This is a genomic window from Pseudomonas sp. LA5 (genome assembly GCF_028640825.1).
GTDB classification, from domain to species: Bacteria; Pseudomonadota; Gammaproteobacteria; order Pseudomonadales; family Pseudomonadaceae; genus Chryseomonas; species Chryseomonas aestiva.
The window spans coordinates 66642-84756 of the sequence record NZ_JAQYZY010000053.1 but is presented as its reverse complement, the minus strand read 5'-3'; the positions used below and the strand labels follow the sequence as shown (position 1 = coordinate 84756).

Annotated in this window: 17 protein-coding genes; 14 read left to right on the top strand and 3 right to left on the bottom strand. The window is 67.4% G+C overall.

Annotated elements, in window-relative coordinates; translation table 11 throughout:
• Positions 1–78: 78 nt before the first annotated feature.
• The 7 genes from PVZ72_RS20360 to PVZ72_RS20330 all read left to right on the top strand — a co-directional run bounded on the left by PVZ72_RS20360 (position 79) and on the right by PVZ72_RS20330 (position 8084).
• Positions 79–1812 carry an AMP-binding protein gene (locus PVZ72_RS20360; protein ID WP_273862868.1) on the top strand — a complete coding sequence of 578 codons (1734 nt, stop codon included), beginning with the start codon at positions 79–81 and terminating at the stop codon, positions 1810–1812.
• On the top strand, positions 1809–3323 hold the full coding sequence (locus PVZ72_RS20355; protein ID WP_133859308.1) for a CoA-acylating methylmalonate-semialdehyde dehydrogenase: 1515 nt from the start codon (positions 1809–1811) through the stop codon (positions 3321–3323). The genes PVZ72_RS20360 and PVZ72_RS20355 overlap by 4 nt, the downstream gene beginning before the upstream one ends.
• A gap of 13 nt (positions 3324–3336) precedes the next feature.
• Positions 3337–4233, top strand: coding sequence for a 3-hydroxyisobutyrate dehydrogenase (mmsB, locus tag PVZ72_RS20350; protein ID WP_273862867.1), 897 nt, complete (start codon positions 3337–3339; stop codon positions 4231–4233).
• Entirely contained in the window at positions 4230–5282 is a 1053-nt protein-coding gene (locus PVZ72_RS20345) for an enoyl-CoA hydratase/isomerase family protein (protein ID WP_273862866.1), read from the top strand. Before mmsB ends, PVZ72_RS20345 begins: the two co-directional genes overlap by 4 nt.
• Positions 5283–5293: 11 nt before the next feature.
• Entirely contained in the window at positions 5294–6445 is a 1152-nt protein-coding gene (locus tag PVZ72_RS20340) for an acyl-CoA dehydrogenase family protein (protein ID WP_187979066.1), read from the top strand.
• A 138-nt stretch (positions 6446–6583) separates the two neighbouring features.
• Positions 6584–7384, top strand: a complete 801-nt coding sequence (locus PVZ72_RS20335; protein WP_158891073.1) for a universal stress protein — start codon at positions 6584–6586, stop codon at positions 7382–7384.
• 148 nt (positions 7385–7532) lie between these two features.
• Complete coding sequence (locus PVZ72_RS20330) at positions 7533–8084, top strand: ATP-dependent Clp protease proteolytic subunit (protein WP_187979065.1); 552 nt, start codon at positions 7533–7535, stop codon at positions 8082–8084.
• Between the two features lie 62 nt (positions 8085–8146).
• Here PVZ72_RS20330 and PVZ72_RS20325 read toward each other — a convergent pair whose 3' ends face one another.
• Complete coding sequence (locus PVZ72_RS20325; RefSeq protein ID WP_273862865.1) at positions 8147–9907, bottom strand: glycoside hydrolase family 5 protein; 1761 nt, start codon at positions 9905–9907, stop codon at positions 8147–8149.
• Positions 9908–10305: 398 nt separating this feature from the next.
• On the opposite strand from PVZ72_RS20325, the gene PVZ72_RS20320 reads away from it, so the two are divergent.
• Together PVZ72_RS20320 and PVZ72_RS20315 are read left to right on the top strand one after the other, a co-directional pair.
• Positions 10306–10713 carry a response regulator gene (locus PVZ72_RS20320; protein ID WP_158891078.1) on the top strand — a complete coding sequence of 136 codons (408 nt, stop codon included), beginning with the start codon at positions 10306–10308 and terminating at the stop codon, positions 10711–10713.
• Positions 10714–10778: 65 nt separating this feature from the next.
• Entirely contained in the window at positions 10779–10991 is a 213-nt protein-coding gene (locus tag PVZ72_RS20315; RefSeq protein ID WP_273862864.1) for a hypothetical protein, read from the top strand.
• A gap of 15 nt (positions 10992–11006) precedes the next feature.
• On the opposite strand, the gene PVZ72_RS20310 is transcribed toward PVZ72_RS20315, so the two are convergent.
• Complete coding sequence (locus PVZ72_RS20310) at positions 11007–11468, bottom strand: Lrp/AsnC family transcriptional regulator (RefSeq protein WP_027597697.1); 462 nt, start codon at positions 11466–11468, stop codon at positions 11007–11009.
• A gap of 223 nt (positions 11469–11691) precedes the next feature.
• Here PVZ72_RS20310 and PVZ72_RS20305 point away from each other — a divergent pair, with 223 nt between their 5' ends.
• From PVZ72_RS20305 to PVZ72_RS20285, 5 genes are read left to right on the top strand one after another with little or no spacing between them, the layout of a single operon-like run.
• On the top strand, positions 11692–12924 hold the full coding sequence (locus PVZ72_RS20305; protein ID WP_273862863.1) for a thiamine pyrophosphate-dependent enzyme: 1233 nt from the start codon (positions 11692–11694) through the stop codon (positions 12922–12924).
• A gap of 4 nt (positions 12925–12928) precedes the next feature.
• A complete protein-coding gene (locus PVZ72_RS20300; protein ID WP_187979061.1) occupies positions 12929–13987 on the top strand; it encodes an alpha-ketoacid dehydrogenase subunit beta in 1059 nt (352 codons plus the stop codon).
• A gap of 1 nt (position 13988) precedes the next feature.
• Entirely contained in the window at positions 13989–15275 is a 1287-nt protein-coding gene (locus PVZ72_RS20295) for a dihydrolipoamide acetyltransferase family protein (protein ID WP_273862862.1), read from the top strand.
• 2 nt (positions 15276–15277) lie between these two features.
• Positions 15278–16660 carry a dihydrolipoyl dehydrogenase gene (gene lpdA / locus PVZ72_RS20290; RefSeq protein ID WP_273862861.1) on the top strand — a complete coding sequence of 461 codons (1383 nt, stop codon included), beginning with the start codon at positions 15278–15280 and terminating at the stop codon, positions 16658–16660.
• Positions 16657–17676: an AraC family transcriptional regulator gene (locus tag PVZ72_RS20285; RefSeq protein WP_273862860.1), complete on the top strand. Its 1020-nt coding sequence runs from the start codon at positions 16657–16659 to the stop codon at positions 17674–17676. Before lpdA ends, PVZ72_RS20285 begins: the two co-directional genes overlap by 4 nt.
• Here PVZ72_RS20285 and PVZ72_RS20280 read toward each other — a convergent pair.
• On the bottom strand, positions 17673–18074 hold the full coding sequence (locus PVZ72_RS20280; RefSeq protein WP_187979057.1) for an ester cyclase: 402 nt from the start codon (positions 18072–18074) through the stop codon (positions 17673–17675). The genes PVZ72_RS20285 and PVZ72_RS20280 overlap by 4 nt on opposite strands.
• Positions 18075–18115 lie beyond the last annotated feature (41 nt).

Here is an 18115-nt window from a genome sequence, read left to right as displayed (position 1 = left end):
CCACCCGCACGCCCCATCCCGGCGCCAGGCCGGACGCTGCCCTTCCTTCCCGCCCCTGCCGGCTGCGGGGGATCGCCCATGACCGCCGGCGACGCCTTCCGTGAAGCACGCGACTTCCTGCTGCGCCATCGCACCGACTACGCCACGGCCGTCCGCGATTTCCGCTGGCCGGAGCTGGAACACTTCAACTGGGCGCTGGACCATTTCGATCGCCTGGCCGAGGAGCATTCCGGTCCGGCGCTGTGGCGGCTGGATGCCGAAGGCCGGGAGGAGCGCTACAGCTTCGCCGAGCTGCGCCAGGCGTCGAATCGCACCGCCAATTTCCTGCGCGCCCAGGGTGTTCGTCGCGGCGAACGCATCCTGGTGATGCTGGGCAACGAGGTGGCGCTGTGGGAGACGCTGCTCGGTGCCTTCAAGCTGGGCGCCGTGGTGGTGCCCGCCACCACCCTGCTCAGCGATGCCGATCTGCAGGATCGCGTGCAGCGCGGGCGTATCGCCCACCTGGTGGTGGGCAGCGCCCATACGGAGCGTTGCGCCAGTCTGGATCCTGGCCTCACCCGCATCTGCGTCGGGGCGTCAGTGGCCGGCTGGCAGCCCTATGCGCCGGGCGCCTGTGCCAGCGATTTCCTGCCGGACGGCCCTACCCTCGCCACGGATCCGCTGCTGCTCTATTTCACCTCGGGGACCACCTCGCGGCCCAAGCTGGTCCTGCACAGCCACAGCAGCTATCCGGTCGGGCACCTGTCCACGCTCTACTGGATCGGTCTGCAACCCGGCGATGTGCACCTCAACATCTCCTCCCCCGGCTGGGCCAAGCATGCCTGGAGTTGCGTCTTCGCGCCCTGGAACGCCGGAGCCTGCGTGTTCATCCATGACGTGCCGCGCTTCAAGCCCCAGGCGCTGCTGGAGGTGCTCGCGCACTATCCGGTCACCAGCCTCTGCGCGCCGCCCACGGTATGGCGGATGCTGATCCAGGAGGACCTCGCCGCCTATCGCGATCGACTCGACCTGCGCGAGCTGGTCGGCGCGGGCGAGCCGCTCAATCCCGAGATCATCGACAGCCTGCAGGCGGCCTGGGGGCTGACCCTGAGAGACGGCTTCGGCCAGTCGGAAACCACCGCGCTGGTGGGCAACACCCCCGGACAGTCGCTCAAGCCGGGCTCCATGGGTCGTCCGCTGCCCGGGTGCCACGTCGAATTGCTGGATGCCGATGGCCGACCGGGCGACGACGGCGAGGTGGCCCTGTCCCTGCAACCGCGGCCGGCCGGGCTGATGCTGGGCTACGAAGACAGTCCGGAAAAGACCGCCGAGGTGATGCGCGACGGTCACTACCGCACCGGCGATACCGCGGTGCGCGACGCCGATGGCTACATCACCTTCGTTGGCCGCGCCGATGACGTCTTCAAGTCGGCGGACTACCGCATCAGCCCCTTCGAACTGGAGAGCGCCCTGATCGAGCATCCGGCGGTGATGGAGGTGGCGGTGGTACCGAGCCCCGATCCCCTGCGCCTCAATGTACCCAAGGCCTTCGTCATCCTCGCCGCCGACCAGGCGCCTTCGCCCGCGCTCGCGCGGGAGCTGCTCGGTTTCGCCCGTGGCTGCCTGTCGCCCTACAAGCGGGTGCGGCGCCTGCAATTCGTCAGCGAACTGCCCAAGACCTTGTCCGGCAAGATCCGCCGCATCGAATTGCGCCTCGGCGAGGCCCAGCGCCGCGCCAGCGGCACTCCCGATGTCCACGACTACGCCGAAGAAGACTTCGCTGCTCAACCTGCCCCGGCCACCCCGGCCACCGCTCAGGAATCCCTGTCATGACCCAGACCGCCATCAAAGACGTGCCGCTGCTGATCGACGGCCAATTCGTCACCTCCACCAGCCGCGAAGGCCGCGAGGTGATCAATCCGGCGACCCAGGAGGTGCTGGCGCGGGTGCCCTTCGCCACCGCCGAGGAGGTGCAGCGCGCCGTGGCCAGTGCCAAGGCGGCCTTCGCCACCTGGCGCAAGACGCCCATCGGCGCCCGGGCGCGCATCTTCCTGCGCTACCAGCAGCTGATCCGCGAGCACATGAGCGAATTGGCCGCGTTGCTCACCGCCGAACAGGGCAAGACCCTGGCCGACGCCGAGGGCGATGTCTTCCGTGGCCTGGAGGTGGTGGAGCACGCCGCGGCCATTGGCAACCTGCAGCTGGGCGAGCTGGCCAACAACGTCGCCAGCGGAGTGGACACCTATACCCTGCTGCAACCCCTGGGCGTCTGCGCCGGCATCACCCCCTTCAACTTCCCGGCGATGATTCCGTTGTGGATGTTTCCCATGGCCATCGCCTGCGGCAACACCTTCGTCCTCAAGCCTTCGGAGCAGGATCCGCTGGTGACCATGCGCCTGGCCGAGCTGGCGCTGGAAGCCGGGGTGCCGCCCGGGGTGCTCAACGTAGTCCATGGCGGACCGGCGGTGGTGGACGCCCTCTGCGATCACCCGGACATCAAGGCGCTGTCCTTTGTCGGCTCGACCCGTGTCGGCACCCACGTCTATCGCCGCGCCAGCGAAGCCGGCAAACGCGTGCAGTGCATGATGGGCGCCAAGAACCATGCGGTGGTGATGCCCGACGCGCCCCGCGAGCAGACCCTGGCCAATCTGGTGGGCGCCGCCTTCGGGGCGGCGGGTCAGCGCTGCATGGCGGTCTCGGTGGTGGTGCTGGTGGGCGAGGCCAACAGCTGGGTGCCGGACCTGGTGGCCAAGGCGCGCAGCCTCAAGGTGGGTGCGGGTCACGAGCACGGCACCGACGTCGGCCCGCTGATCTCCTGCCAGGCCCTGGACCGGGTCAGCGGCCTGATCGAGCGCGGGCTGAGCGAAGGCGCGACCCTGGAGCTGGACGGCCGCAACATCCAGGTCGAGCGCTACGAGAAGGGCAACTTCGTCGGCCCGACGCTGTTTTCCGGGGTGACCACCGACATGACCCTGTACCGCGAAGAACTGTTCGGACCGGTGCTCTGCGTGATGCACGCCGCCACCCTCGACGAGGCCATCGCCCTGATCAACGCCAACCCCAACGGCAACGGCGTTGCCCTCTTCACGCGCTCCGGCGCCGCGGCACGGCGCTTCCAGGAAGACATCGACGTCGGCCAGGTCGGCATCAACGTGCCCATTCCGGTACCGGTGCCGCTGTTCTCCTTCAGCGGTTCGCGCGCCTCCAAGCTGGGTGACCTGGGGCCCTACGGCAAGCAGGCGGTACTCTTCTATACCCAGACCAAGACCATCACCACGCGCTGGCCCGACGAGCAGGACGTCGGCAGCGCCGGGGTCGTCAACACCACCATCACCCTCAAGTAAGGGAGACGCCAGCATGCATCTGGGATTTCTGGGACTGGGCAACATGGGCGCGCCCATGGCCCGCAACCTGCTCAAGGCCGGCCATCAGCTGACCGTCTTCGACCTCTCCACCGCCGCGCTGGAAGCGCTGCGCGCCGAAGGGGCCGAGGTTGCCGCTTCGCCCACCGCTGTGGCGGAAAGTGGCGCGGAAGTGATCATCACCATGCTGCCCGCGGCCGCCCATGTAAAGACGGTCTATCTCGGTGAAGACGGGCTGATCGCCCGGGCCCGCCCGGGCACCCTGCTGATCGATTCCTCCACCATCGATCCGCTCAGCGCCCGGACGGTGGCCAGCGCCGCCGCCGAGCGCGGCCTGGAATTGCTGGACGCGCCGGTCTCCGGCGGCACCGGCGGCGCCGCGGCCGGCACCCTGACCTTCATGGTCGGCGGCAGCGAGGCGGGCTTCCAGCGTGCCCAGCCGCTGCTGGCCGCCATGGGTCGCAACCTGGTGCACTGCGGCGCCAGTGGCAACGGCCAGGTGGCCAAGGTCGCCAACAACCTGTTGCTGGGCATCTCCATGATCGGGGTGGCCGAGGCCATGGCCCTGGGTACCCGCCTGGGCATGGACGCCAAGACCCTGGCCGGGGTGATCAATACCAGCAGCGGGCGCTGCTGGAGTTCGGAGGTCAACAACCCCTATCCGGACGTGCTGCCCCAGGCGCCGGCCTCGCGCGGCTACCAGGGCGGCTTCGCCGCCGAGCTCATGCTCAAGGACCTGGGCCTGGCCACCGAGGCGGCGCGTGCCGTGCGCCAGCCGGTGATCCTTGGGGCGGTCGCGCAGCAGCTCTATCAGAGATTCAGCCGCGCGGGTGGCGGCGGCCTGGATTTCTCGGCCATCATCCAGGACTACCTAGACGAGGACGGTGCATGAGCGACGCCAAGGTGCTGTTGGAAAGACGCGGCGGGGTCGGCTATCTGACCCTTGATCGCCCGACCGGGCTCAATGCCCTGGATCTGCAGATGGTGCGCGCCCTGCACGGGGCGCTGCGCGACTGGGAGCAGGACCCGGCCGTGCGGGTGATCGTGCTGCGCGGCAACGGACCCAAGGCCTTCTGCGCCGGCGGCGATGTCCGGGCGCTGTACGACAGCTACCAGCGCGGCGACGACCTGCACCTGAGCTTCTTCACCGAGGAATACGCCCTCGACCTGGCACTGCACCGCTATCCCAAGCCCATCCTGGCGCTGGCCCATGGGCTGGTGCTGGGCGGCGGCATGGGCCTGGTGCAGGCGGCGCGGCTGCGGATCGTCAGCGAGCGCACCCGGATGGCCATGCCGGAAACCGCCATCGGCTATTTCCCCGACGTCGGCGCCAGTCATTTCCTGCCACGCCTGCCCGACCAGCTGGGTCTCTATCTGGGCCTGACCGGGGTGCAGATCGGCCCAGCCGACGCCCTGGCCGCCGGCCTGGCCGATGTCTTCATTCCGGAAGCGGCCAACGCCGACCTGCTGCAGCGCCTGGAGGCAGCCACCGCCCAGGGCCCGACCGATCTGGCCGCGCTGCTGCAGGCGTTCGCCGCAGCGCCGGCCGAAGCCGCGCGCCTGACCGAACTGCGCCCGGCCATCGCCGAGCACTTCGCGGCGGCCACCGTTGAGGAGTTGCGCGCCGGCCTGCAGGCGGAGCAGCGCCCCGCCTATGGCGACTGGGCGCAGGAGACCCTCGCCACCCTGGACGCCCGTTCACCGCTGGCGGTCGCCACCGCCCTGGAGCTGTTGCGCCAGGGCGGTGGGCTGTCCCTGGAGCAGTGCTTCGCCCTGGAGCTGCACCTGGATCGCCGCTGGTTCGAGAAGGGCGAGATCATCGAAGGGGTGCGCGCCATGCTGGTGGACAAGGACCGCACGCCGCACTGGAATCCGGCCCGCTGGCAGGATCTGGACCCCCGTCGCGTCGCGGTCTTTTTCTCCGACTTTCGCCATTCCTGAGGGAGGCTCCCATGCACGACATCGAACTCACCGAAGAACAACGCATGATCCGCGACCTGGCACGCGACTTCGCCCGCCGCGAGGTCGCGCCCCACGCCCGCGCCTGGGAAAAGGCCGAGTGGATCGACGACGCCGTGGTCGCCCAGCTGGGTGAGCTGGGCCTGCTGGGCATGGTGGTGCCCGAGCAATGGGGCGGCACCTACCTGGATTACGTCGCCTATGCCCTGGCCGTGGAAGAGATCTCCGCCGGCGACGGCAGCCTTGGCGCCCTGATGAGCATCCACAGTTCGGTGGGCTGCGGCCCGCTGCTGCGCTACGGCAGCGCCGCGCAGCAGGATCACTGGTTGCCCGACCTGGCCGCCGGCAAGGTGATCGGCTGCTTCTGCCTAACCGAACCCCAGGCCGGTTCCGAGGCGCACAATCTGCGCACCCGCGCGGTACTCGACGGCGACAGCTGGGTGCTCAATGGCAGCAAGCAATTCGTCAGCAACGGGCGCCGCGCCGGCCTGGCCATCGTTTTCGCGGTGACCGATCCGGAACTGGGCAAGAAGGGCCTGTCGGCCTTCCTGGTACCCACCGACACCCCCGGCTTTCGCGTCGAACGCACCGAGCACAAGATGGGCCTGCGCGCCTCCGATACCTGCGCCGTCACCCTGGACAACTGCCGCATCCCGGCGGCCAACTTGCTGGGCGAACGCGGCAAGGGCCTGGCCATCGCGCTCTCCAATCTGGAGGGCGGTCGCATCGGCATCGCCGCCCAGGCCCTGGGCATCGCCCGCGCGGCCTTTGAGGCGGCGCTGGGCTATGCCCGCGAGCGCATCCAGTTCGACAAGGCCATCATCCAGCACCAGAGCATCGCCAACATGCTGGCCGACATGCATACGCGCCTGAACGCCGCGCGACTGCTGATCCTGCACGCCGCGCGACTGCGCACGGCTGGCCAGCCCTGCCTGAGCGAAGCCTCGCAGGCCAAGCTGTTCGCCACCGAGACGGGCGAATGGGTGTGCTCCAAGGCCATCCAGATCCATGGCGGCTATGGCTACCTGGAGGACTATCCGGTGGAGCAGTATTACCGCGATATCCGCATCACCCAGATCTACGAAGGCTCCAGTGAAATCCAGCGCCTGCTGATCACCCGGGAACTCGATCGCTACGAAATGTGAGGGCGTACGGGATGACGGCCGTGACCTGTCCAGCAAAAGCCGAAGATGACATCCAGGCGTCATCTGGACAGCGCCGGGCGGGTGCTACGCTCCGGACAGGGATCGTGTCTGGTCCCGGTCTTGCCAAGGAATACCGTTATGGCCTCCCTGCTCGCCTGCATCGATGGATCCCCCCACGCCGAAAGCGTCTGCGACCACACCGCCTGGTTGTCGCGACGCCTGGATGCGCCCGTCACCCTGCTGCATGTGCAGGAGTCGGCCAGTAGCGGCAAGAAGGTCGCCAACGGTACCCCGGTCTATCTGGACGATGACGTCGGTGCCGGCATGGCCAAGGCGCTGCTGCTCAATGCCCGCCAGCGCCTCCTCCAGCAGGGCCTGACCTCGGCACCGCAGATCCTGCGCCGCCCCGAGGGACTGGTGGATACCCTCAAGACCCTCGAAGGGGATACCCGCCTGCTGGTGATCGGCAAGCGCGGCGAGCGCTCCGGGGACAGCGGCATCGGCAGCCAGCTGGAAGCCGTGGTACGCGCCGTGCACCGGCCGATCCTGATCTGCTCGGGCCCCTTCAAGCCCCCGCGCCAGTTCACCATCGCCTATGACGGTCGGGAAGCCACCCACCAGGGCATCCTGGCGCTGGCGCGCAGTCCGCTGCTGACCGGCATGAGCGGCACGCTGCTGCGGGTCGGCGAAGACGATCCGATCCTGCGCAAGCGCCTGGAAGACCTGGCGCTGCTGCTGCGCAGCGCCGGGTGCCGGGTCGACACCACCGTCGCCCATGGCGACGTGGAGCGCATCGTCCCTCGCCACCTCGACGAACGCCGGGCCGACCTGCTGATCATGGGTGCCTACAGCCATTCCTCGGTCTGGCGCTTCCTGCGCGGCAGTCGCACCACCCAGCTGCTGCACAAGACCGAAGTACCGATGCTGCTGCTGCGCTGATCCTGGTTGCGTCACGGCACAGTCCATCCGTCTGGGACGCGCTTCGTCGGCCAGCCGACCTTCACGCTCAAGCCCGTCCGAAAGTCGCCGAAGCAACTCTTATAGAGCCCCGCCCTCCGCCGGGCTCCCCGGCGCGTCGGTAGGCACCATGAGCACCCATGTCATCCATTTCACCGGTCCCATCAATTCCACCAGTTGCGGCCAGCTGATCGCCCACTGCTCCCAGGCGGTCCAGCAGGATGCCTCGCGGATTCTGCTGAAGATCGCCACCATGGGCGGTGACTGCAGCTACGGCTTCACGATGTACAACTTCCTGCTGTCCCTGCCGCTGCCGGTGCACACCCACAACCTGGGTACCGTCGAATCCATGGGCAACATCCTGTTCCTGGCCGGCGAACACCGCACCGCCAGTCGCCACAGCAAGTTCCTCTACCATTCCTTCTACTGGAACCTGAACAACTCGGTGGACCATGCGCGCATGGCCGAATACGCCATGTGCCTGGACTACGACCTGGACCTCTACGCCGGCATCGTCGCCGAACGTACGGCCGGTGCCGCCGAAGCCCTGGACATCTACAGCTGCCTCAAGGCCAACGCCCGGCTGCTGAGTCCGGAAGCGGCCCTGACCACCGGGGTGATCCATGCCGTGGACGAATGCCGGGTACAGCCGGGTGAGGTCACCACTTTCATCCACCTTTAAGCGGGCAATAAAAAACCCGGTGGCCAAAGGTCACCGGGTTTTTTATTGCCCGCTGCTGAAGATCAGCGGCTGAAGGACACCAGGGTGTTCGGGTAGCCGACGCTGGCATCCAGGCGGCTGGCGTCGAAGAATACCCCCAGGTTGCTCGCGCCCTCCTGCACATAGCTGATCTTGAGGATCTGGCCATTGACGAGGCGTACCGAGCCACCCAGCTTGAAGGCCGAACGATTGGCCGCGGTGGCCGGGATGGAGATGGCCGCGCCGCGACGGTAGACACCGCGATTCCAATCGGCGTTGGTGAAGTCGTTGATGGCGCTGCTGACGCTGGCGGCGCTGGTCACGCCGGTGGGCGACACGGTCACCGTCTTGGGATAGCCCACGGCGTTGCCGTTGAAGGGCGTGCCCTCGGTGAAGACGCCCAGGCTGTTGCCGACCTGCACCGCGGAAATCCGCCGCACCTGGCCATCCGCGGTGGTGAGATAGGCACCGGCCTTGAAGGCGGCGCGGTTCACCGCGGTACCGGGTACCGAGATCGCGGCCTTCTTGAGGAACACCCCCTTGTGCCAGTCCGGGTTGGTGAAGTCGTTGATCACCGAGGTCACGGTACCGGCGGTCGCCCCGGTGCTCGGCGGAATCTGCACACCGGCATTGCTACCGGTGTTGCCTGCGTTGCCGGTGTTGCTGCCGCTGCCGGAATTGCCGCCGGCGCTGCCGCCTGCCGAACCGCTGTTGCCGGTGGCGCTACCGCCGGTGGCCGGCGCGGTGCTGCCACTGGCGACCGGACCGATGGCAGTGCAGCTGCTGTCGTCCAGGTACTTGCGCAGGGTCGGCCACTGCGGCCGCTCCTGGCCATTGATCGGCTCCACCGACATGAAGTAGCTGCCCCAGCCGGGACCGGCGGCCCAGTAGGAGGCCGGGATGCAGTTCTGCTTGAGGTAGGCCAGCATGTTGTCCATCAGCAGATTCCAGCGCGGATTATTGTCCGGGACACCGAATTCACCGATGTAGCCGCGCTTGTTGTTCTTCTTCAGCCAGTCGACGAAGGGCTTGACCCGGGTCACGCCATAGTTGGCGTCGAGCTTGTTGACATCGGTCTTGTCGTAGCTGCCGCCGGCGTTCTCGTCGAAGTAGGAATGCGCCGAGAAGATGATGTTGTTGGCCGGATCCTTCAGCCCCAGCAGGGCGTCGTTGAATTCGGCCCAGCGGGTCGCGCTCGACCAGCCGTTGCCTTCGACGATGAGCGGGCGGGTGCTGTCCACCGCGCGCACGCCATTGATGCCGTACTGGGCCGCGGTCGGCCAGTAGGCCATGGCATCGTGGGGCTCGTTCATGATGTCGTAGGCGTACAGCGAGGACTGGCCGCTCCACTGCCGCGCGATGTGGGTCATGATCTCCTGATAGCGGGCATAGGGTACGCCGCTGGTGCCGATCACCTGGCCGCGATAGCGGGCGTAGTTGTGCAGGTCGAGGATGATCTTGATGCCGTGCTTCTGCGCATAGCCGAAGGTCTGGTTCACCAGGGCGACGTAGGCGCTGTCCAGTGGTCCGCCCAGCTTGGGTTGCAGGCGCTCCCAGATGATGGGGAAACGAATCAGCTTGACGCCCCGCGCGCTCCACTGCTGGAAGTAGGCCTCCACCGGGAAGATGTAGTTGGTGCCATTGATGCCGGGCAGCACCTGGGGCGCGAAGCCCGCACCCGACAGATTCAGACCGACCAGGCTGACAGGCTCGGCCTGGGCAACGCCAGCGGACAGCGCGAGAACAGTGGCGGCCGCGGCGAGCGGACGACGAAGGGCGGTAGCGAAGGAGCGGATAGGCGTCATGGTCGGATACTGCTCAGGGAGGCGTGGCGTCGATATCCTTTGTGTACGAGCAAAGCCTGGGTTTAGGTAAGGCCACTGGGACGTGACAAAAAAAGCACTCTGCGTCCTGCAGTTGCCTTACCCAATACAAGTCATATGCCAGGTGGCTGAAACCTTTCACCCCAAAAGTAGTCACTCTGCTTCACTTTCACGCTGAAACCCCTGACCTAGAGCCTTTACGGCAAACGTAACCAAATGTGCGCGGCATGGGGTCGCAGTGTCGAAACGCTGCGTCTGACAAGATAATCGCGCCCTAAAGACAGAAATCTGACGCCAAATTCATTGACGCTCAGACTGGGGAATTTTCCTGGGTCGCGGCTATCCAAGGCTCAGCAACGTCTTGTATATAAGGTCCAGTCATGCGCGCAGAACAGCCGGGAACCCCTGTCTTCCGACCCACTCTCCTGGTGGTGGACGACGAGCCACTGGTCGCGGATTTCGTCCGCGAGATCCTCGAACCCGAAGGCTTCAACATCATCGCCGCTGACTCCGCCGACACCGCGTTGACGCTGTTGGAAAAGGAAGACGCCAACATCGACCTGCTGCTCACGGATATCCGTATGCCGGGTTCGATGGACGGGGCGCAGCTGGCCAACATGGTCTGCCAGCGCTGGCCAGATATGCCGATTATTGTCATGTCCGGCTACGAAACGCCGTCCACCGCAAGCATCAAATGCCAGGTGCGCTTCCTGCCCAAGCCCTGGTCCATCGGTCAGCTGATCGATGCAGTGAACGGCGTCGCCTATTCGGTTACGCCCAGCGCCTGAAGACTTGGGAACCTTGGCGATGTGAATAGTGTCACATCGCCACCCTGGTACTTAGGACAATAACAATGCTCGCCCTCACCCATCAGTTCGTCGCTCAATTGCCCAACATCGATTGCCTGTTTGGCCCGTTGACCCCGGATGGCGGTCTGCCCGTGCAGCTCGGTCGTTCCTGCGACGAGCGCCGGCTGACCCTGATGCTGGATATGGCGCGCCTGCGTGATAGCGCCTATTGTGCCGCTCAGGCGCAGCAGGTCCGCAGCTCGCTCGGCATTCGCTAACGGCTTCTCCTGCGCTCAGAGCGGTGGCGCCGGCCTGAGTAGCACCGCCTTCAGCGAAAAGGCCGAGGTCACACTGGCCACCCCGGGAATGCAGGTCAGGGTCTCGGCCAGAAAGTGCTGATAGGCCGCGAGATCCTGCACCACCACTCGCAACACATAGTCGGCATCCCCGGTCATCTGGAAACAGCTCATCACCTGAGGTGCCTTGACGATCTCCCGTTCGAAGGCGCGCAGGTAGTCGGTGGACTGCTTTTCCAGGCGCACCGAGACGAAGACGCTGACACTGCCGGCCAGCCGGGTCTCGTCGAGTTGGGCGTGATACCCCTGGATGTAGCGCTCCTCCTCCAGACGCTTGACCCGCCGTAGCGTCGGGGTCAGCGACAGCCCGATCTTCTGCGCCAGATCGCGCCAGCTCAGCCGCCCATCGGCGGACAGGGCATTGAGGATGCGCAGGTCGATACGATCCAGACCAGCCATGGTGCAAAACCCCTACTGTTGTTCTTGTACTGAGTTCAATAGCACCAAAAGCCCGAGCTGCCCACCCCGAAATTGCGGCAAAACGGCTAGTGGAGCCGGCCTATACTCAGGTGACCAATAACAAGAATGCCGAGGCCTCCACCATGTGGCACCCTGCATCGCATCCGGACGGCCAACCCGTCCTGCGACCCGCCCGCACCCTCATCCAGCTGGAGGGGCGGCCATGAGCGACTACCCTCCCCTGCGCCTGCACGTCCCCGAGCCCAGCGGCCGACCGGGACGTCCCACGGATTTCAGCTACCTGCAACTCTGCCCCGCCGGTCGTGCGGAAAGGCCGCCGGCGGACGTGGCACCGGTGGATACCCGGGAACTGGCCACCCAGCTGATCCGCATCCTCGACGAAGAGGGTCGCGCCGTCGGCCCTTGGGCCAGCGAAGAAGCGCCCGAACTGCTGCTGCAGGGCCTCAGGGCCATGCTCAAGACGCGGCTGTTCGATGCGCGGATGCTCAAGGCCCAGCGGCAGAAGAAGCTCTCCTTCTATATGCAGTGCCTCGGTGAGGAAGCCATTGCCGTCGGCCAGACCCTGGCGCTGCGCCCGGACGACATGCATTTCCCCACCTATCGCCAGCAGGGCATCCTCATCGCCCGCGAGGCGCCGCTGGACGAGATGATCTGCCAACTGTTGTCCAATGCCCGGGATCCGCTCAAGGGTCGCCAGCTGCCGGTGATGTACTCCTACCGCGACCTCGGCTTCTTTTCCATCTCCGGCAACCTGGGCACCCAGTACATCCAGGCGGTGGGCTGGGCCATGGCTTCGGCGATCAAGGGCGATACCCGCATCGCCGCCGGCTGGATCGGCGACGGCGCCACCGCCGAAGGCGACTTCCATGCCGCCCTCACCTTCGCCCACGTCTACCGGGCGCCGGTGATCCTCAACATCGTCAACAACCAGTGGGCCATCTCCACCTTCCAGGCCATCGCCGGCGGCGAGGGCATCACCCTGGCCACCCGTGGCCTCGGCTATGGCATCGCCGCCCTGCGGGTGGATGGCAACGACTTCCTCGCCGTGCTGGCCGCCTCGCGCTGGGCCGCCGAACGTGCCCGACGCAACCTGGGGCCGACCCTGATCGAATGGGTGACCTACCGCGCCGGTCCCCACTCCACCTCGGACGATCCGTCCAAGTACCGTCCCGCCGATGACTGGACGCACTTCCCCCTGGGCGATCCCATCGACCGGCTCAAGGCGCACCTGATCGGTCGCGGGCTCTGGTCGGACGAACAGCACCAGGCGCTGACCGCCGAGCTGGAAGCCGAGGTGGTGACCGCGCAGAAGGCCGCCGAAGCCCATGGCACCTTTGCCAGCGATCTCGCCCCCAGCGCCGCCGACATGTTCGAGGAGGTCTACCAGGACCTGCCGCCGCACCTGCGTCGCCAACGCCAACAGCTCGGGAAGTGACGCCATGACCGTACAACAGGAAACCGACCTGCCGACCCAGGCCGGCAGCCGCAGCACCCTGACCATGATCCAGGCCATCCGCTCGGCGATGGACGTGATGCTCGAACGCGACGACAACGTGGTGGTGTTCGGCGAGGACGTCGGCTACTTCGGCGGCGTCTTTCGCTGCACAGAGGGCCTGCAGGCCAAATATGGCGCCTCGCGGGTGTTCGATGCGCCCATCTCGGAGAACGGCATTGCCGGCGCCGCGGTGGGCATGGGCGCCTACGGCCTGCGCCCGGTGGCGGAGATCCAGTTCGCCGACTATGTCTACCCGGCCATCGACCAGATCGTCTCCGAGGCGGCGCGGCTGCGCTATCGCTCGGTCGGCCAGTTCACCTCGCCGCTGGTGTTCCGCATGCCTTGTGGCGGCGGCATCTATGGCGGCCAGACCCACAGCCAGAGTCCCGAGGCCATGTTCACCCAGGTGTGCGGCCTGCGCACGGTGATGCCCTCCAATCCCTACGACGCCAAGGGCCTGCTGATCGCCTCCATCGAGAGCGACGACCCGGTGATCTTTCTCGAACCCAAGCGCCTCTACAACGGCCCCTTCGACGGCCATCATGATCGTCCGGTAACGCCCTGGTCGGGCCACCCGGCCAGCGCAGTGCCGGACGGCTATTACCGTGTGGAGCTGGAACGGGCCGCCGTGGTCCGCCCTGGCAAGCAGGTCACGGTGCTGACCTATGGCACCACCGTCTGGGTCGCCCTGGCGGCCGCCGCCGAGACCGGCATCGATGCCGAGGTGATCGACATCCGCAGCCTCTGGCCGCTGGACCTGCAGACCCTCACCGATTCGGTGAACAAGACCGGCCGCTGCGTGGTGGTCCATGAAGCCACCCGCACCTGCGGCTATGGCGCCGAGCTGGTGTCCCTCATGCAGGAGCACTGCTTCCATCGCCTGGAGGCGCCCATCGAGCGCGTGACCGGCTGGGACACCCCCTATCCGCATGCCCAGGAATGGGACTACTTCCCGGGTCCGTCCCGGGTCGGCGCCGCGCTCAAGCGCGTCATGGAGGTCTGAGATGGGTACCCATGTCATCAAGATGCCCGACATCGGCGAAGGCATCGCCGAGGTGGAACTGGTCAAGTGGTACGTGGCGGTAGGGGATGAAGTCGGCGAAGACCAGACCCTGGCCGACGTCATGACCGACAAGGCCATGGTGGAGATCCCCTCCCCGGTGGTGGGCCGGGTGGTCGCCCTGGGCGGCGAGCCCGGCCAGGTGCTGGCCGTGGGCGCCGAGCTGATCCGCCTGGAGGTGGCCGGTGACGGCAATCTGCGCGAGGCCAGTCGCCCCGTGCCGATGGAAGCCGCGCCGGCGCCAGCACCCAAGGCGGAAGCGCCCAGGCCCGAAGCGGCCCCTGCTCCGCGACGCCCGGAAGCGGAGCTCCCGCGCGACGACGAGCGACCGGCTTCCCGTCCGGCCCCCGGCAGTCCGCCGCTGGCGTCTCCCGCGGTGCGCCAGCACGCCTGGGACCTGGGCATCGAATTGCGCTTCCTCACCGGCAGCGGACAGGGCGGGCGCATCCTGCATGGCGATCTGGAAGCCTATGTGCAGCAACGCGACGCCGGACTGCCACCGGCCACTGGCGGCGGTGGCCTGGCGAAACGCAGTGGCGAGGAGCGCATCCCGCTGATCGGCCTGAGACGCAAGATCGCCGAGAAGATGCAGGCCGCCAAGCGGCATATCCCCCACTTCACCTATGTGGAAGAGGTGGATGTCACCGAGCTGGAGGCCTTGCGAGCCACCCTCAACCAGCGCTGGCAGGGGCGTCGTGCCCATCTCACCCTGCTGCCCTTCCTGGCGCGCGCCCTGGTAGTGGCGGTGCGGGACTTTCCGCAGATGAATGCGCGCTTCGACGAAGACAGCAGTACCGTGACCCGCTATGGCGCCGTGCACCTGGGCATCGCCACCCAGGGCGAACAGGGTCTCGCGGTGCCGGTGGTACGGCACGCCGAGACCCTGGATCTCTGGGGCTGCGCCCAGGAGGTGGCACGGCTGGCCACCGCGGTGCGCGGCGGCAAGGCCGGTCGCGACGAACTGTCCGGCTCGACCCTGACCATCAGCAGCCTCGGTCCGCTGGGAGGAATCGCCTCCACGCCCATCATCAACCATCCCGAGGTGGCCATCATCGGCGTCAATCGCATCGTCGAGCGCCCGGCCTTCCGCAACGGCCTGGTGGTGCCACGCAAGCTGATGAATCTGTCCGCCTCCTTCGACCACCGGCTGATCGATGGCCAGGACGCCGCCAGCTTCATGCAGGCCGTGCGCCAGCTGCTCGAACAACCCGCCACCCTTTTCCTGGAGTAGCCATGGACACCCGACTCCTCATCATCGGCGGCGGCCCCGGCGGTTATGTCGCCGCCTTGCGCGCCGCCCAGCTGGGCATCGCCACCACCCTGGTGGAGGGCGCTGCCCTCGGCGGTACCTGCCTCAACGTCGGCTGCATTCCCTCCAAGGCGATGATCCATGTCGCTGAGGAATATCATCGCGCCAGCGGTCGCGCTGCGCATGGCAGCCTGGGCATCCGCCACGGCCGCCCGGAGCTGGATCTTGGCCAGGCCGTGGCCTGGAAGAACGGCATCGTCGATCGTCTCTCCACCGGCGTCGCCGCGCTGCTCAAGAAGCAGGGCGTGACGGTAATCGAGGGCTGGGCCGAAATCCTCGATGGCAAGACCGTCGAGGTGCAGCGCGCCGGCGGCGAGCGGCTGCGCATCCGCACCGAGCACCTGGTGCTGGCGATGGGCTCCACCTCGGTGGAATTGCCCAGCCTGCCCTTCGGTGGTCCGGTGATATCGGCCACTGAGGCCTTGTCACCCACGGAAATCCCCGACCACCTGGTGGTGGTGGGCGCCGGCTATATCGGTTTGGAACTGGGCATCGCCTATCGCAAGCTGGGCGCCCGGGTCGCGGTGGTGGAAGCCCAGTCGCGTCTGCTGCCCGGCTACGACGCCGAGCTCACGGCGCCCCTACGGCAGCGCCTGGAACGCCTGGGCATCGAGCTGCACTTGGGCTGCACCGTCGCCGGTCTGGCCGCGGACGGCGCGGGTCTGCGGATGACCCGTGGCGACGGTCGGGAAGAGCTTCTGCCGGCCCAGCGCATCCTGGTCGCCGCCGGCCGCCGCCCCCGCACCGAAGGCCTGGAGCGCCTGCCGCTGGACTACGACGGTCGCTACATCCGCGTCGACGACGGCTGTCGTACCAGCATGACCGACGTCTGGGCCATTGGTGATCTTACCGGCGAACCCCTGCTGGCCCATCGCGCCATGGCCCAGGGCGAGGTAGTGGCCGAGCTGATCGCCGGCAAGCGGCGGCGTTTCGCCCCGGTGGCCATCCCGGCGGTCTGCTACACCGATCCGGAGATCGTGGTGGTCGGCCTCACCCCCGAGCAGGCCAAGGCCCAGGGGCTGGAGACCAAGGTCGTCAGCTTCCCCTTCGCCGCCAATGGCCGTGCCCTCACCCTGGAGGCGCCGGAAGGCTTCGTGCGGGTGGTGGCCCGCGCGGACGACCACCGTATCCTCGGCTGGCAGGCCACCGGGCAGCAGGTGGCGGAACTGGCCACGGCCTTTTCCCACAGTCTGGAAATGGGCATGCAGCTGGAAGACGTCGCCGCCACCCTGCATCCCCACCCCACCCTGGGCGAAGCGGTGCAGGAAGCGGCGCTGCGGGCCGTGGGCCGGGCCCTGCATCTGTGACCGGCCTGCCGCGCGACAGCCTGGCGCGGGGCATCCTCGACGAGGCCCTGCCCGGGCTGTGCCGGCGCAGTGGTCTGGCGCCAGACGCCCTGCTAGCCGCCGAAGGCGTCCAGCTAGCCGACCTGCTGCTTGGCCGCGAGCGCCTTTCGGCGCCGCTATTCGGCCAGCTGTGGTATCGCCTGGCGCGGCGTTTCGATGATGAATTCTTCGCTCTCGGTCCGCGCCCGCTGCCGGCGGGCAGCTTTGCCTTTCTCTGCCAGAGCACCCGCCTGCAACCGACCCTCGGCGATGCCCTGCGGCAAAGCCTCGACTTCCTGCGGCTGACCCTCGGCGTCGACCTGCGCCTGCAGCGCAATGGCGAGCAGGTGACCCTGCGGCTGGCCCTGGGCAGTCTGCCGGGCAGCTTCGCCGTCTTCACCCTCTGGCTGATCCTGCACGGCCTGGCCTGCTGGCTGGTGGGCCGTCGCTTGCCGCTGGAGGAAATCCGCCAGACTGCCGAGGAGCCGCCAGCGGAACTGCTGGCCGACTATCGGCAGCGCTTCGGCTCCAAGCTGAGCTTCGCTCGCGGCGAAGACTGCCTGGTGCTAAACGCTGCCGTGCTGGGCCTGCCGATCCGCCGTACTGCCGCGGACGCGCGCCGCTTCATAGCCGCCGCACCGGGCAATCTGCTGGTGCATTATCGCGACGACGCCAGCCTGATCACCCGCATCCGCACCCTGTTGCGTACTTGTGCACCAGAGGACTGGCCGGACGCCGTCAGCCTGGCCGAGGCCCTGGGCCTGGCCCCCGCCACCCTGAGGCGCCAGCTGGCCGCGAGCGGCCAGACCTACCAGGGCCTCAAGGACGAACGCCGGTGCCGGCTAGCCTGTCGCCAGCTGGACCAGGGCGCCTTGCCCCTGGACGAGCTGGCCCTGCGCCTGGGTTTCGCCGACCCCCGTTCCTTCCAGCGCGCCTTTCGCAAGTGGACGGGCCTCAGTCCCCTCGGCTATCGCCAACGCCAGACCCGGGCGGGTTAGCCGTCGGCCAGCTGGGCAGCGATGGCGGCGGTATCGATCACCGAGCGCACCTCGCGGATGCGTCCGTTCTCGAAACGATAGAAGACATGTTCGCTGAAGCGTACGCGCCGTCCGTTCACTGCCAGCCCGAACAGCTCGCCGCGCGGCGTGCAATCGAAATCCAGCTGCGCGGCCAGCCAAGGCGCCTCGACCACCAGCAGATGGACGGTGAAGTGCAGATCGGGAATGGCGGCATGATCGCCTTCAAGCATGGCCTGGTAGCCCGCCAATCCCAGGGGCCGGCCGTTGTGCTCGACGGCGTCGTCGACATAACGGCCAAGCGCCGTCCAGGCCTGGCGGTTGAGGCAGTCGAGGTAGGCCTGGTAGTGGCTGCCGAGTTCGGTTGCGGCAAGGGGCATGACACGTTCTCCATGGGCGTTGACTGCTACAGGGGACCGCG